Origin of the sequence: Nonomuraea sp. NPDC049624 (assembly GCF_040675255.1) — a bacterium.
Classification (GTDB): domain Bacteria; phylum Actinomycetota; class Actinomycetes; order Streptosporangiales; family Streptosporangiaceae; genus Nonomuraea.
In genome coordinates this window covers 104,382-118,608 of the sequence record NZ_JBFAOR010000017.1, presented here as the reverse complement: position 1 = coordinate 118,608, position 14,227 = coordinate 104,382, and the positions used below count along the sequence as shown (strand labels likewise).

At 73.6% G+C, this 14,227-nt stretch carries 12 protein-coding genes; 6 read left to right on the top strand and 6 right to left on the bottom strand.

All coding sequences use genetic code 11. The annotated features are described in order from the left end of the window. Position 1: 1 nt before the first annotated feature. Positions 2-2,332 (bottom strand): helicase-associated domain-containing protein, encoded by a 2,331-nt coding sequence (locus AB0J76_RS44875; protein ID WP_352320900.1) that lies wholly within the window; start codon positions 2,330-2,332, stop codon positions 2-4. A 66-nt stretch (positions 2,333-2,398) separates the two neighbouring features. Here AB0J76_RS44875 and AB0J76_RS44870 point away from each other — a divergent pair, with 66 nt between their 5' ends. Then, positions 2,399-3,037 (top strand): hypothetical protein, encoded by a 639-nt coding sequence (locus AB0J76_RS44870; RefSeq protein ID WP_352320902.1) that lies wholly within the window; start codon positions 2,399-2,401, stop codon positions 3,035-3,037. Here AB0J76_RS44870 and AB0J76_RS44865 read toward each other — a convergent pair. Both AB0J76_RS44865 and AB0J76_RS44860 read right to left on the bottom strand, forming a co-directional pair. Continuing rightward, positions 3,030-3,647, bottom strand: a complete 618-nt coding sequence (locus tag AB0J76_RS44865) for a helix-turn-helix domain-containing protein (protein ID WP_352320904.1) — start codon at positions 3,645-3,647, stop codon at positions 3,030-3,032. The two genes, AB0J76_RS44870 and AB0J76_RS44865, sit on opposite strands and share 8 nt — an antisense overlap. A gap of 34 nt (positions 3,648-3,681) precedes the next feature. After that, positions 3,682-4,074 (bottom strand): hypothetical protein, encoded by a 393-nt coding sequence (locus AB0J76_RS44860; RefSeq protein WP_352320906.1) that lies wholly within the window; start codon positions 4,072-4,074, stop codon positions 3,682-3,684. 112 nt (positions 4,075-4,186) lie between these two features. Between AB0J76_RS44860 and AB0J76_RS44855 the strand changes: the two genes are divergently transcribed. Together AB0J76_RS44855 and AB0J76_RS44850 are read left to right on the top strand one after the other, a co-directional pair. Next, a complete protein-coding gene (locus AB0J76_RS44855) occupies positions 4,187-4,795 on the top strand; it encodes a haloacid dehalogenase-like hydrolase (protein ID WP_352320908.1) in 609 nt (202 codons plus the stop codon). A 90-nt stretch (positions 4,796-4,885) separates the two neighbouring features. Beyond that, on the top strand, positions 4,886-5,281 hold the full coding sequence (locus AB0J76_RS44850) for a cold-shock protein (RefSeq protein WP_352320910.1): 396 nt from the start codon (positions 4,886-4,888) through the stop codon (positions 5,279-5,281). Here the strand turns inward: AB0J76_RS44850 and AB0J76_RS44845 are convergent. Continuing rightward, complete coding sequence (locus tag AB0J76_RS44845; protein ID WP_352320912.1) at positions 5,278-6,786, bottom strand: MFS transporter; 1,509 nt, start codon at positions 6,784-6,786, stop codon at positions 5,278-5,280. The two genes, AB0J76_RS44850 and AB0J76_RS44845, sit on opposite strands and share 4 nt — an antisense overlap. A 125-nt stretch (positions 6,787-6,911) precedes the next feature. Between AB0J76_RS44845 and AB0J76_RS44840 the strand changes: the two genes are divergently transcribed. Beyond that, positions 6,912-7,712 carry a DUF3027 domain-containing protein gene (locus AB0J76_RS44840; protein ID WP_352320914.1) on the top strand — a complete coding sequence of 267 codons (801 nt, stop codon included), beginning with the start codon at positions 6,912-6,914 and terminating at the stop codon, positions 7,710-7,712. Positions 7,713-7,800: 88 nt separating this feature from the next. Further along, positions 7,801-10,833, top strand: a complete 3,033-nt coding sequence (locus AB0J76_RS44835; protein WP_352320915.1) for a hypothetical protein — start codon at positions 7,801-7,803, stop codon at positions 10,831-10,833. 48 nt (positions 10,834-10,881) lie between these two features. Here AB0J76_RS44835 and AB0J76_RS44830 read toward each other — a convergent pair whose 3' ends face one another. Both AB0J76_RS44830 and AB0J76_RS44825 read right to left on the bottom strand, forming a co-directional pair. Next, entirely contained in the window at positions 10,882-12,342 is a 1,461-nt protein-coding gene (locus tag AB0J76_RS44830) for an alpha/beta fold hydrolase (RefSeq protein WP_352320916.1), read from the bottom strand. Positions 12,343-12,434: 92 nt separating this feature from the next. Next, the gene (locus tag AB0J76_RS44825; protein ID WP_352320918.1) at positions 12,435-12,647 is read right to left on the bottom strand and encodes a DUF2530 domain-containing protein; all 213 of its coding nucleotides are present in this window, start codon (positions 12,645-12,647) and stop codon (positions 12,435-12,437) included. 154 nt (positions 12,648-12,801) lie between these two features. On the opposite strand from AB0J76_RS44825, the gene AB0J76_RS44820 reads away from it, so the two are divergent. Continuing rightward, a complete protein-coding gene (locus AB0J76_RS44820) occupies positions 12,802-14,175 on the top strand; it encodes an NCS2 family permease (protein ID WP_352320920.1) in 1,374 nt (457 codons plus the stop codon). Positions 14,176-14,227: the final 52 nt, after the last annotated feature.

The window sequence follows — 14,227 nt, the reverse complement described above, 5'->3', positions numbered from 1 at the left end:
GTCAGAGACCGGCGACGCCGGTGATGCGGTGGAGGGCGAAGCGGTGGACGGCCGCTCTGGTCTCGTCGTACGCGGTCAGGTAGCCGCCCTCCATCCGGGCCGGCTCCAGGATGCGCGAGGTGGCGTTGCCCTGCGAGTCGAGGTAACCGATCCACACCCGTACGCCCTGCTTGATGGCGTCCTGGAGGGCCGAGATCGTGGCCGTGGCGGGCCCCCTGGGCACCGCGCCGCCCGGGGCGTCGACCGGCTCGCGGCGCGCCAGGTGAGCCGCGTCTCCCGCGCGCAGCGCGCGTACGGCCGCCGAGGCCACCTCGGGATCGAGCCCGCCGACCGAGGCCACGGCGCGTACGGGCGCCACCCCCTCGGTACGCCTGCTGTCGAGCTGGGAGATGATCACGTCGCCGTCGAGCGACTCGGCGACCGGCGCGTACCCCATGGCCCGCAGCGAGTCCACCAGCGCCGCCCTGGACGAGCGCGAGGCGATCACCGTGGGGGCCAGCCGGCGCAGGCGCAGCGCGGCGGCGCGGCGGTCGGCGGTGATCTGGTCGAGCAACGCGGGATCGTCGCACCGGACGTAGGCGCTGGCCGTGCCCACCCGGATCCGGCCGTGCCGCCGGGCCACGTCCGTCACCAGGTACGACAGGGCCTGCGGCACCGGCGTGGCCGAATGGCGGGCCAGCATCGCCAGCAGCTCCTCGCCGCCGTGCCCGGCGTCGAGCGCCCGCCGGATCGACCCCTCGCCGAAGCGGTAGACGGTCGCCCCGCCCTTGGACTCGACGTCGGCGGTGAGCGTCATCCAGCGGTTGAGCTCGCTGGTCAGCGGCCCGGGGGCGACGGCGGTGAGGTCGGCCTGCAGCAGCACGTGGTCGACCGGCTCGGGCAGCAGCGGCGCGAGCAGGCCGGCCGCGTCGCCGCCGTCGAGCAGCGCCCGCCCGTGGCCGGACAGCGTGCCGAGCCCGGTCACGCCGATCTGCTCGGCCTCGCGCAGCGCGAACTCGGTGAGCTGCTCGCGCAGCGGCCCGCGCCGGCGCGGCTGCTCCCAGGCCAGGCGTTCGAGCACCGAGTCGCGGTCGGGCGCCAGGCCCGGCGCGGCGGCCAGCACGCCGAGGGTCGCCGTGCGCACCCCCGGCGCGGAGGCCCGGCGCAGGTCGGTGTGCAGGGCGTTGAGCGGCCGGTCGCGGTCGTCGCGCTCGCCGACCAGGCCGGGCACGCGGTCCATGTGCAGCCAGGTCGCGGCGAGCGTCACCCAGCGGTCGGCGGTGGCCCTGACCCGCCACAGGCCGTAGCCGGAGGTCGGCAGCCACTCGCCGTCGACGCCGCCGCCCGCGGCGACCAGCCCCGCCGCGTGCGCCACCTCGACGACCAGCGCCGCCGCCCATTCGGGCAGGTCGAGGTCGGTCGCGGTGCGCTTCATGTCGCGTACGCCGAGCCCGCCGGTGCGCAGCACCCCCGGCGGATCGATGCTCCACCGCTCGCACAGCTCCTCGACGGACCTGACGAACGAGAACGCCTGGCCCGCCGCCGTACGGTCGGCCAGCTCGCGGTCGCGCGCGGCCCCGCCGAGCGCCGGCGGCACGGCGAGCAGGTCGCGGTGGACGCGCCCGCCGCGCAGGTGCAGGCCCACCTCGCGGGGCAGCGTCACGCTCTCCTCGCCGGTGGCCGCGAGCAGCCCGCGCGCCAGCAGCTCCTCGATGGGCGAACGGGCCGAGGCCACGCGCACCTCGCGCCTGGCGTTGGGCACCCGCCCGGTCGGCGGCCCCCACACCAGCTGGTCGAGCGCGCCCCTGGCCTCGGGCGAGACCGCCGCCACCAGGGCCTCGGGCGCGGCCAGCGCGGCGGCCAGCCGATCCTTGCCGGGCGCGTCGGAGCCGGGGGCGATGTCGTCGGCCATCTCGTCGAGCTGCTCGGGCGGGTGGTGCCGGAACACGTCGACGACCTTGGGACCGAGCCCGGCGGGCTCCTCCAGGACCTTGCGCACGCCCGGCCCGAGGTCGAGCGCGTTGTCGGGGCCGAAGACCAGCGCCAGGTCACGCAGCCGGTCGAGGGCCGCGGTCAGCGCGGGCTCGGGCCTGCCCGCCGCCAGGGCCCGCCCGATCAGGCCGCGCAGCGCCGCCTTCGTCACCGGGCCGTCCTGTACGGCCAGCGTCTCGACGACGGCCAGCGTGAACCGGTCGAGCCGGTCGAGCACCCTGCCGATCGCCGAAGGGCTGGCGGCCCGCGCGGCCAGCCCTTCCAGATGCGCGGGCACCGGAGTGATCAACTCAGGCCGCGCGGAGACGAGCGCCCGAAGCTGTTCGTCGGTGCGCCCCCTGATCCACTCCGTGAACTCCATCGTTGCCATGGTATGTCCCCCCTGATCGGGGCAGCATTGCCAGACGTGATAGAGCGCGCGGACCAAATGGTCCTGAACTACGTCAGCAGGGCGGCCGACGCGGCGCACGGCGTGCTCAGGCCCGACCAGCGGCTCGACTTCGCGCGGCGGCTGCGGGCCAGGATCGAGGCGGAGCGGCGGGGCAGCCAGGACGCCCGGGACGTCGCCAAGGTGCTGACGCGCTTCGGCGACCCGGTGGCCCTGGTGCAACGCGAGGCCCGCCGCCTGGCCGCCCCACCCACGCCCCCCGCCGCCGCCCCGCCCGCCGACCCGCCGCCGACGGCCGGCCGCAGGGGCGCCGGGGGCGTGGTCAGGGGGCAGCCGCGGGACGTCGCCGCCCTCGTGGTGCTGGCGGTGGCCGCGCTGCTGGTGCCGGTGGGGCTGCCGGCTGTGGCGATCTTCCAGGTGCCGGTGCTGGTGTGGGCGGCGGGGGCGGCGGCCGTGCTGTTCAGCGACACCTGGACGGTGGGCGACAAGCTGGCCGGGGCCGGGGCGCCGCTGTTCGGCTACACGGCCGGCGGCGTGCTCGTCGGGGGCCTCCAGGCGGCCGAGCCGGGCCTGGAGGCGTTCGTCGCCCGGTTCTTCGAGGTGAGCGGGGTCATGTTCATGATCGGTACGGCCCTCGGCGTCGCCTGGCTGGCCTACCGGCTGCTCGACGTCAGCTGACCGGCGCGGGGCTGGGCAGCAGGCCGACGGCCAGGCGTACCCAGGCGGCGACGAACTGGTCCTTCTCCGCGTGGCCCGGCATCTCGCCCACGGTCTCCTGGAACAGCCGGTAGTGGACCACCGAGCCGCCGAGCACCGCCGCGATGCCCGTCCAGTCGACCTTGGCGTCGGCGTACTCGGGCTGGGCGCGGAACCAGGTGGTGATCGCGTCGAACATGGGCTGCAGCAGCCCTTCGCGGACCACCGCGACCAGCTCGGGGAACTGGCTCAGGTCCCGGAAGAACACCCGGGTGAGCTCGGACTCCTCCCGCACCTTGGCCAGGCCCGCCCGGCACAGCAGCGACAGGCGGTCCTCCAGGCCGGCGGCGGCCTCCACGGTGCTCAGCTCGGCCAGGCTCTCGGCGACCTGGCTCCTGGTGCGGGCGGCATGCTCGTTGATCGCCGCCGCGAGCACCTCGTACTTGGACTTGAAGTGCCTGTAGAGCCCGCCCGCGCCGGGGGAGAGCCCTGAGGCGGCCTCGATCTCGGCCACGGAGGTGGCGGCGTAGCCACGCTCGGCGAACAGCCGCAGGGCCTCGTCGATGATCCGCTCACGGGTCGATCTGGTCATGTCTGTGCAGATACCTCCGCAACGAGAGTAGTCGTCAGGGCGCGGTGCGCCTGACCAGGCCCGCCAGCGCCGAACCGGCCACCAGCCACACCAGCGCGGCCAGCCCGTCGTTGACGAGCGTGGTCCAGCGCGGGTCGGCGAGCTGGAACAGGTTGGTCAGCCCCAGCGAGAGCCCCGAGGCCAGCGACTCGACGAGCTGGTACCAGCCGTTGGCCGGGTTGGCCCGGAACACCGTGAAGACGGCGTGGAGCGCCAAGGAGAGCGCCGCCAGCCTGGACGCGAGCCGTACCGCGTACGCCACGAACGACACGACCCGCCGCCAGGCCGTCACCGGCGTGCCGCGCGGCCGGGCGGGCCGATGGGGACGGGGAGCGGCGGCGGCGACGAGCCGGTCTCCCGTGCCGGGCGTGCGGGGGGTCTCTGACACGGTCACTCCTCTCCGATAAGTAATTCCTTTCTGCCCATTCCCAGAGTCCCACAACAAGGGTCGTTACCGACGTCGATGCGGCGTTTGGCATCCTGCACGGGTGACTACCTCAGTGGGTTTCGACCTGGACATGACATTGGCCGACACACGATCAGGCATCGCGGCCGTTTACGACGAGCTGTCAAGCCGTTTGGGCGTGCACATCGACAGCGGTGAGATCATCACCCGGCTGGGGCCGCCGCTGGAGTACGAGCTGGCCAACTGGATGCCGGCGGAGGCCATTCCGGCGGCCGCCGAGCTGTTCCGGGAGATCTATCCCGCGGTGGGCGTTCCGGTGCACACCGCGATGGCGGGCGCGTACGAGGCCATCGCCGCCGTACGGGCCCGCGGCGGCCGGGTGATCGTGGTGACGGGCAAGAACCCGCGCGACGCCGCCGGCACCGTCGAACTGCTCGGGCTGGCCGTGGACGAAGTGGTCGGATCGGTGTTCGGAGCCGCCAAGGGAACGGCACTCGCGCGCTTCGGCGCGGCGGCTTATGTTGGTGACCATGTCGCCGACATCGAGGCGGCACGCGCGGGCGGCGCCATGAGCGTGACCGTCGCGACGGGCCCTTACACGGTGGGAGAGCTGCGTGAGCACGGAGCCGATGTGGCGCTCGCCGACCTGACCGAATTCGCCGACTGGTTCGCCGGATGGCGTGCACGCGACGAACTACGGTAATTGCCGGGCTTTTTTCCGGTCGCCTCCGCGCTCTTCGGGGCATAACCTACATCCATTCATCCTTTTCGACTGTTTGAACGAGGTCCTCCTGTGCCGAGTGGCAAGGTCAAGTGGTACGACGCCGACAAGGGTTTCGGCTTCCTCACCCGTGACGACGGCGGTGAGGTCTTCGTGCATTCCTCCGCGCTTCCCACAAACGCCGGCCCGCTCAAGCCAGGCCAGAAGGTGGAGTTCGGCGTGGCCGAGGGACGCCGGGGCCAGCAGGCGCTGTCGGTCCGGATCCTGGACCAGCCGCCGACCCTGGCCAAGACGAAGCCCAAGGGCAAGCGGAAGACGCCCGACGAGATGGTCGTCATCGTCGAAGACCTGATCAAGCTGCTCGACGGCGTCTCCACCTCCTACCAGCGGGGCAAGCACCCCGAGGCGGCGCACGCCAAGAAGATCGCCCAGGTGCTCAGGGCCGTCGCGGACGACCTCGACGCCTAACCGCCCGGGTTCGTCAGGGGTTTGGTGCGGTCGAGGGTCTCGGTCCGTTGCTGATCGGGGTCCTCGGCCCGCTGCCCGGCCAGCTTGGCCTCGGCCGCCCGCACCCGCCCCCGCCTGGTGACCAGCAGCCAGCCGAGCGCCCCGGTCAGCGCGACCGCCGGCGCGACGAAGCCGGCCAGGGAACTGCGGGTCAGCGACAACACCAGCCCGAGCAGGCCGCCGAACACCCAGGCGAACTGCAGCACCGCCTCCACCACCCCGAACGTGGACGAGCGCACCTCCTCGCCGATCTCCCGCTGCACGATCGCGTCGAGCGCGAGCTTGCCCAGCTCCTGGGCGAACGCGGTGACCAGCGAGACCGCCAGCGCGGTCCACAGGCCGAACAGGACGGCCGTGGCGATCGTGGTCGCGGCCGTCACCGCCAGCGTGACCAGCACGATCACCTGGGGGGAGTGGCTGCGCGTCCAGTTGGCGACCGCGGCCCCGGCCAGGCCGCCCAGCCCGGCGGCCAGGGCGAGCAGCGCGATCGTCTTGGGCACGTCGAAGAACGAGGCGGCCGCCGCCGGCGCGGCCAGCCACGGCACCGCCTTGTCCTGGACCAGGAAGAGCAGGAAGAACACCAGGAAACCGGAGAAGACGCGCAGCGCCACGTTCGCCCAGACCGCCTCGGCCACGGCCGGGCCCACCTTGAGCAGGGTGCGCCAGCGCGGCGCCACGCCCTCCTCCTCCTGGTCGGGCGAGTCGACGTGCCGCGGCAGGCGTACGGCGGCGACGCCGAGCAGCAGGAAGGCCGGCATGGCCACGCGCAGCACCACGGCGCTGCCCAGCCACGCGGTCAGCCCAGCCCCGACCGGCACCGCCACCCCGGCCGCCACCAGCGTGAACAGCGCCACCCGCGCGTTGGCCGAGACCAGCGTGATGTCGGCGGGCAGCACGCTCGGCATGATCGCCGCCCTGGACACGTTGTACGCCTTCGACAACACCAGCACGCCCAGCGCGCCGATGAACAGCGTCGGCAGGTCGCCCGCCCCCACGGCGGCGGCCATGGCGAAGCAGAGCAGCCCCCGGCCGAACAGCGTGCCGGCCATCACGTAGCGGCGGCCCGACCTGAACCGGTCGAGGATCGGCCCCACGAACGGCGCGAGCAGCCCGAACGGCAACATCGTGATGACCAGGTAGAGCGCGACCGACCCGCGCGCCTCGCCGACCGGCACGCCGAAGAACACCGTGCTGGCCAGGGCCACCGTGACCAGCGCGTCGGCGGCGCTGTTGCCGGCCGACAGCTCGATCAGCCGGCCGAGCCCGGTACGGCCCGCGCCGCCCGCGTACGTCAGCTTCCTGGTCGCCCTGCCCGCCCTGCGCGCGCCCCTGGCGGTGGCGCGGCCGGCCCGGACGGCGCCGCTCGCGGTGCCCCGGCCCGCGCGCACGGCGGCACGGCCCGCGCCGCCGATGGCCTGGCCCATCCGCCGCGAGATGTCCCGAGCCTGCTCCCAGCCACCCCCCACGCCTACCAGTCTTACCCGATTCACCCCTCTTCTCAGCTTCGGATCGGCGGTTGTGGGTCTGCCAGGTCCGCCTATGGGTGAGAATGAAGTGTGAGCGAACAGCACCTTCAGGCGGAGGCGGCCCGATGAGCCGCACCCGGGCCCGCGTCCCCGCTCCCGACCAGGCCTGCGTCGCCGCAGTCGATCTGGCGCGCGCCGCGGCGCAGGAGCTGGCGCACCCGGGCGAGCCCGGCGACCACCTCGGCTTCGAGAGCGAGGGCGACCGGATCGTCACCCACTACTTCGCCTGCCTCGACCGCGCCTATCGCGGCTGGCGGTGGGCCGTCACGGTCACCCGCGCCTCGCGCGCGAAGAAGGTCACGGTCAGCGAGGCCGTGCTGCTGCCCGGCTCCGGGGCGCTGCTCGCCCCCGAGTGGCTGCCGTGGAGCGAGCGGCTGCGGCCGGGCGACCTGGGCGTCGGCGACCTGCTGCCGACCCCCGACGACGACGACAGGCTGGCGCCCGGTTTCACCGAGCTCGACGAAGATGCCGACCGCCAGATGGTTTTCGAGTACGGCCTGGGCCGAGCCCGTGTGCTCTCGGCCATCGGCAGAGACCGGGCTGCCAGACGCTGGCACGCGGGCGAGCACGGGCCGCACACTCCGATCGCACACGCCGCGCCCGCGCAGTGTTCCACCTGCGGGTTCTACTGGCTGCTCTCCGGTGAGCTGCGGCTGTCGTTCGGCGTCTGCGCCAACGAGTACGCCCCCGACGACGGCAAGGTCGTCGCCGCCGACCACGGCTGCGGCGCCCACTCGGAGGCGGCCGTGCTGCCCCCGCCGGTCGAGCAGGCCATCCCCATCCTCGACGACCTGGGGTACGACCTGATCGAGGAGGAAGAGGGCTCGGTGGACGGATCCGCCACCGAGGAGCTCGGCCACTCCTGACCGGAGCACGAGCGCGAGCACGGCGGTTTCGTCGGTCAGGGGGGCTAACCTACCCTGGCCCCTCTTCACTCGACCAGGATCGTGATCGATGACCGACACCTTTGGCACTGACCGGATGCGAGCCGCCGTCCTCTCCGCCTGGACGGCCTCGCCCGCCCGGTTCCGCGAGGACGCCAACGCCGAGGAGGACTTCGCGCTCGGCGGCTACCGCGACCGGCTGATCGTCGAGCTCGCCCAGAACGCCGCCGACGCGGCGCTGCGCGCGGGGGTGCCAGGGGTGTTGCGGCTGACGTTGCGCGGCGACGTGCTGACGGCCGCCAACACCGGAGCCCCGCTCGACGCGACCGGCGTGGAGGGCCTGTCCACGTTGCGCGTGTCGGGCAAGCGCGACGAGATCGGCGCGGCCGGCCGGTTCGGCGTGGGCTTCGCGGCCGTCGTCTCCGTCTGCGACGAGCCGGCCATCGGCTCGCGCGGCGGCGGCTCGGTGCGCTGGTCCCGGGCCGGCACGTCCGAGCTGGTCGCGGGCATCCCCGTGCTGGCGGGCGAGCTGGCCGACCGGGCCGGCCACGTGCCGCTGCTCAGGCTGCCGTTCGACGCGCCGCCGCTGGAGGTGCCCGCCGGGTTCGACACGATCGTCCGGCTGCCGCTGCGCGACGCCGCCGCGGTCGACGCCGTCCGCGGCATGCTGGCCGAGACCAGCCCGGCGCTGCTGCTCGGCCTGCCCGCGCTGGAGGCCATCGAGATCGACCTCGACGGCGCCACCCGCACGGTCGTGGCCGACGGCTGGCACGTCGTGTCGGAGTCCGGCGAGTTCACCCCCGACGAGGTCGCCAGGCTGTTCGCCGACCGGCCCACCGAGGAGCGGGCGCGGCCCTTCTGGTCGCTGCGCTGGGCGGTGCCCGTCACCGGCACCGGCGAGCCCGGCCCGCTGCCCGCCGCCGTGCCGCCCGTCGTGCACGCCCCGACGCCCAGCGACGAGCCCATCGACCTGCCCGCGCTGCTGATCGCCTCCTTCCCGATGGCCACCGACCGGCGGCACGTCGCCAAGGGGCCGCTCACCGACTTCCTGGTCGAGCGGGTGGCCGACGCCTACGTCCGGCTGCTGGGCGAGCTGCCTCGCACGTCCAGGCTGCTCGACCTGGTGCCGTCCCTCATGGGCAAGGGCGAGCTCGACGCGCGTGTCCGGCGGGCCGTGCTCCAGCGCCTGCCGTACGCGCCGCTGCTGCCCGCGTTGTCGGCGCCCGCGCCCGCGGTCCAGACCCCGTCCTTCGCCGAGGCCGAGGTCTACGAGCCCGACGCCGAGTGGCGGGTCGAGCATCCGGCGCGCGAGCCCGAGGGCGACGGCTGGGTGGTCGCGGGCCGGGAGGCGGCCGTCGTGGCCGGGGCCACCGCCGAGCTGCTCGACACCGTGGCCGACTTCGTGCCGGGGCTGCTGCCCGCCGGGTGGCCGGCCAGGCATCCGGCCATGGTCGCCCTGGGCGTGCGCCGGGTGGAGCTGGCCGACGTGGTCGACCTGCTGTCCGGGGAGGCCGTGGAGGCGCGTGAGCCGTCCTGGTGGCGCTCCCTGTACGCGGTGCTGCCCGCCGACGACCCCGAGTCGCTGGGCGCGCTGCCGGTGCCGCTGACCGACGGCCGCGTGGTGCGCGGCCCGCGCGGCACGCTGATCCTCACCGACGGCGGCGCCGACCTCGACCTCACCCCGCTCGGGCTGCGCATCGTGCATCCGGAGGCGGCCCATCCGGCGCTGCTGCGGCTGGGGGCCGCCGAGGCCACCCCGCGCACGGTGCTCGAAGACCCGCTGACCAAGGCCGCCGTCGCGCAGTCGCTCGACAGCGCCGACCCCGAGCCGGTCGCGCGGGCCGTGTTGTCGCTGGTGGCGGCGTCCGGGCTGGTTCCCGGCGAGGCGCCGTGGCTGGCCGAGCTGGCGCTGCGCGGCGCCGACGGCGAGCTCTACGCGGCCGGTGAGCTGATGCTCGCCGACGGGGCCCTGGCCGGGCTGCTGGCCCCCGACACCCACCTCGGCGTGGCCGCGCCCGAGCTGGAGGAGACCTACGGGGCGCGGGTGCTGGCGGCGGCGGGCGTGCTCGACGGGTTCGCCGTCGCCCACGACTCCGACGTGCTGCTCGACCACGACGACTGCGACCACGACCTCGACGGCGAGGCCGACTGGCTCGACCACGTGCTCGACCTGCTGCCCGACCTCGCGGTGCCGCCGGTGGTGGCCGACTTCGCGGCGGTGCGCGACCTTGAGCTGGTGGCCGACTGGGCGGCCGCGCTGCCGCTGCTGACCCGGCCGCCGCTGCGGGCCGCGCTGCACCCGCTGCGCGTCGAGGGCGTGGAGGTGCCGTCCTACACCGCGTGGTGGCTGGCCAACCATCCGGTGCTCGGCGGCCGCAAGCCGCTTGAGCTGCGGCTGCCCGGCGCCGACCCGCTCCTGCAGGGCCTCTACGCCGACGCGCCGGCCGGGCTCGACGAGGCGGCGCTGTCGATGCTCGGCGTGCGCACCACGCTCGCCGAGCTGCTGGCCGCCCACGGCGGCCCCGAGGAACTGCTGGAGCTGATGGCCGACCCGGCGATCGAGGTCGACCGGGCGCAGCTGCGGGCGTTGTGGATCGCGCTGGCCGCCGTCGACCCGGCCCGGGTCGAGCCGCCCTCGCGGGTGCGCGCGGTGCTCGGCGGCGACATCGTGGTGGCCGCCGCCGAGGACGCCGTGGTGGTCGAGGCCCCCGACCTGCTGCAGCTCGTCACCGACCGGCCGCTGGTGCTGGCCTCCTACGACCTGGCCGAGGCGCTGTCGGAGCTGCTCGACCTGCCGCTGGCCGGTGAGCTGGCCACCGGCGAGGTGACCTCGCAGGGCGAGGTGCGCGCGGTGCCGCCGCAGGTGCGCTCGCTGCTCCCGACCGCGCCCGAGACGTACGTCGAGCACGAGAAGCTGCTGGTCGACGGCGTCGCCTGCACGTGGCGGTTCTTCGAGGGCGCGGTCCACTGCACCGGCGTCGACGGGCTGGCCCGCGGCCTGGCCTGGGCCACGGGCCAGTGGAACGACCGGCTGGCCGTGGCCGCGCTGCTGCGCGACCCGGAGGCGGTGCCCCTGCTGCTGGCCGAGGCCGACCTGTCCTGACCTGCGACCGGCGGGCCGCCTCCCGGTCGCGGGGGCGGCCCGCCGCGGTCAGGCCGCGCAGGTGGTGCCGGCCGCCGGCACCTTTCCGTTCAGCAGGTACGCGTCCACCGTGCGCGTCACGCACCTGTCGCCGCTCAGGTAGGCGCCGTGCCCCTCGCCCTCGTACGTCATGAGCACGCCGGTCTTCAGCTTGGCGTTGAGCGCGGTGGCCCACTCGTACGGCGTGGCCGGGTCGCCCTTGCCGCCGATGACCACGATGGGCGCCGAGCCGGTGGCGTCGATGCGTTTGGCCGCGTCGTCGCCGGGCGTGGGCCAGTGGCCGCAGACGGTGGCGGTGCCCTCCGCCGACAGGATGGGGAAGATCTTCTTGATCCTGGCGTCGACCCGGGCCATGTCGGCGGCGGTCGGGCGCTCGGTGGTGTCGGCGCAGGTGATGGCCTGGAGGCTGGTCATCATGGTGGAGTAGGTGCCGTCGGGCCGCCGCCCGGTGTAGGCGTCGGCCAGGGCGAGCAGGGTGGCGCCGTCGCCCTTGATGCCGGCCGCGGCGGCCTGCTCCAGCACCGGCCAGGCGGACTTGGCGTACAGCGGGGTGATGACGGCGAGCTGGGCCAGGCCGTAGGTGAGCTGCCGGTCGCCGACCTTGAGCGGCTTGCTCCTGAGCCCGACGAGCAGCTTCTCGACGGCGCTCCGCACGGCGGCCGGGTCCTTGCCGAGGTCGCAGGTCTGCGCCACGCAGTCCTCGGCGAACGCCTCGAAGGCGTGGGCGAAGCCGGTGGCCTGGGTGACGGCGCGCTGCTCGAAGCTGACCGTGGGGTCGAAGGCGCCGTCGAGGACGAAGCGGCCGACGTTCGCGGGGAAGCGGGTGGCGTAGACGGCGCCGAGGTGGGTGCCGTAGGAGAAGCCGAAGTAGTTGAGCCGCCGCTCGCCGAGGGCCGTCCTGATGCGGTCGAGGTCCTGGGCGGCGTTCACGGTGCCCACGTGGGGCAGGATCGCGCCCGAGTCCTTCTCGCAGGCCGCGGCGAACTGCTGCGACATCGCCTCGCCGGCGGCCCCCGTGGGCCCGGCGAGGAGGGCGTCGAGCCGGCCGCCGCACCTGACGCCCGCGCTGCGCTCGACGCCGCGGGGGTCGAAGCTGACCAGGTCGTAGCGGGTGCCCAGGCTGCCGAACGCCTTCGCGGCCTGGGCCAGCGTGTCCACGCCGGACGCCCCGGGCCCGCCGAAGTTGAAGACCAGCGAGCCGAGCGGGTCGCCGGTGGCCTTGACGCGGATCAGCGCCAGATCGATCTTCCGGCCGCCGGGATCGCCGTAGTCCAGGGGCACCTGTACGGCCCCGCACTGGACGGCCTCGTCCTCGGGCAGCGGCTTGCCGTCGGGCCCGGTGAGCCCGGTGCACGGGCTCCAGGCGACGGCGCCCTTGCCGGGCCCGGTCTGCTTCGCGGGCTCACCTGTGGTGCCGCAGCCGGCGAGGACGGCGGCGCCCAGCAGGATCGTCAACATCGCCTTCTTCATGCTGACCAGCCTGCCGGGACGGTGTCCGCCCAGGTAGTGGAGGGAGACATGGGTTCCTGATGACTTCGGAGATGTCCGGAAGATGATGAATGTCAACCCCGGCGCGGGCGGCTGACGAACCACATGCCGAAGAGGCCGAAGCCGACCCCGGTGACGCAGGTCCAGATCCACCACGTGTTCTCGGGGGCCGGGCGGAAGATCAGCAGGACGATCAGGGCGACGGCCCACAGGGCGGTGCCGGCCCCGACGGCGGCCGTGTCGTTGGTCTTGATCGGCTCGGGATCGGGGCGCCACTGCTGCTTCACGTGTCCAGCCTAGCTTCCAATCGGGTCTCGATCCGATTGCGGACACTTTTCCCAGCTCACCACTACTGTCACTCTTCGGCGCGTGAGTGACATGCGTAATGCAATAGACCGTTTCTTCGCAATCTCTGAACGAGGCTCGACGATCTCCCGTGAGGTGCGCGGCGGCCTGGCCACGTTCTTCACGATGGCCTACATCGTGGTGCTGAACCCGATCATCCTCGCCTACGGCAAGGACATCGAGGGCCAGGTCATCGGTGACGGCACGACCCCGCAGGTGCCGCTGGTCGCCGCGGGCACGGCGTTCGTGGCCGGCGTCCTGACGATCATCATGGGCCTGGTCGGCCGGGTGCCGTTCGCGATGGCCGCCGGGCTCGGGCTGAACGCCTTCGTGACCTTCAACATCGCCACGATGATGACCTGGGAGGAGGCCATGGGCCTGGTCTTCCTCGAAGGCGTCATCATCGCGATCCTGGTGCTGACCGGCCTGCGGACGGCGGTGTTCCGCGCCATCCCGGCCCAGCTCAAGACCGCCATCAGCGTCGGCATCGGCCTGTTCATCGCGCTGATCGGCTTCGTGGACGCCGGTTTCGTGCGCAAGGCCGCGGGCACGCCGCTGGAGCTGGGCATCGGCGGCCAGCTCACCTCCTGGCCGGTGTTCGTGTTCATCGTGGGCCTGCTGGCCACGGCCGCCATGGTGGCGCGGAAGGTCAAGGGCGCGATCCTGATCGGCATCGTCGGCTCGACCGTGCTGGCGATCGTCGTCCAGGCGCTGACCAAGGTGGGGGCGGCCTCGCCCAAGAACGCCGGCGGCTGGCAGCTCAACGTCCCCGCCCTGCCCTCGGCCGACAAGATCTTCGGTTTCCACAACCCGCTGACGCTGTTCACGGAGTTCGACCCGATCGGCGCCTTCGGCCGGATCTCCGTGCTGCTGGCCGTGCTGTTCGTGTTCACCCTGCTGATCACCGACTTCTTCGACACGATGGGCACGATCGTCGGCGTCGGCCGCCAGGCGGGCCTGGTCCAGGCCGACGGCACGCTGCCGCGGACCAGGGAGATCCTGCTCGTCGACTCGATCGCCGCGGCGGCGGGCGGCGCCGGCTCGGTCTCCTCGAACACCACGTACATCGAGTCGGCCGCCGGCGTCGGGGAGGGCGCGCGGACCGGTCTGGCCAGCGTGGTCACCGGTGCGCTGTTCCTGGTCGCCATCTTCTTCGCGCCGCTGGTCGCCGTCGTGCCCTACGAGGCCGCCACGCCCGCGCTGGTCGTCGTCGGCTTCCTCATGATGACCGCCATCCGTGACGTCGACTGGGACGACTACGAGATCGCCATCCCGGCCTTCCTCACCATCGTCGTCATGCCGTTCACCTACTCCATCTCGAACGGCATCGGCGCCGGCTTCATCAGCTACGTGCTGGTCAAGGTCGTGCGGGGCAAGGCGCGCGAGGTCCACCCGCTCATGTGGGGCGTCACCGCGCTGTTCGTCCTGTACTTCGCGATCGGCCCGATCCGGGCCGCGATCGGTCTCTGACCTCGACACCAGGAGCCGCCCCGCGCATGTGGGGCGGCTTCGGGGTATCAAG

Coding starts and splice junctions, on each gene's coding strand:
- AB0J76_RS44875 (WP_352320900.1), bottom strand. CDS start 2,332: ATGGAGTTCACGGAGTGGATCAGGGGGCGCACCGACGAACAGCTTCGG.
- AB0J76_RS44870 (WP_352320902.1), top strand. CDS start 2,399: ATGGTCCTGAACTACGTCAGCAGGGCGGCCGACGCGGCGCACGGCGTG.
- AB0J76_RS44865 (WP_352320904.1), bottom strand. CDS start 3,647: ATGACCAGATCGACCCGTGAGCGGATCATCGACGAGGCCCTGCGGCTG.
- AB0J76_RS44840 (WP_352320914.1), top strand. CDS start 6,912: ATGAGCCGCACCCGGGCCCGCGTCCCCGCTCCCGACCAGGCCTGCGTC.
- AB0J76_RS44835 (WP_352320915.1), top strand. CDS start 7,801: ATGACCGACACCTTTGGCACTGACCGGATGCGAGCCGCCGTCCTCTCC.
- AB0J76_RS44830 (WP_352320916.1), bottom strand. CDS start 12,342: ATGAAGAAGGCGATGTTGACGATCCTGCTGGGCGCCGCCGTCCTCGCC.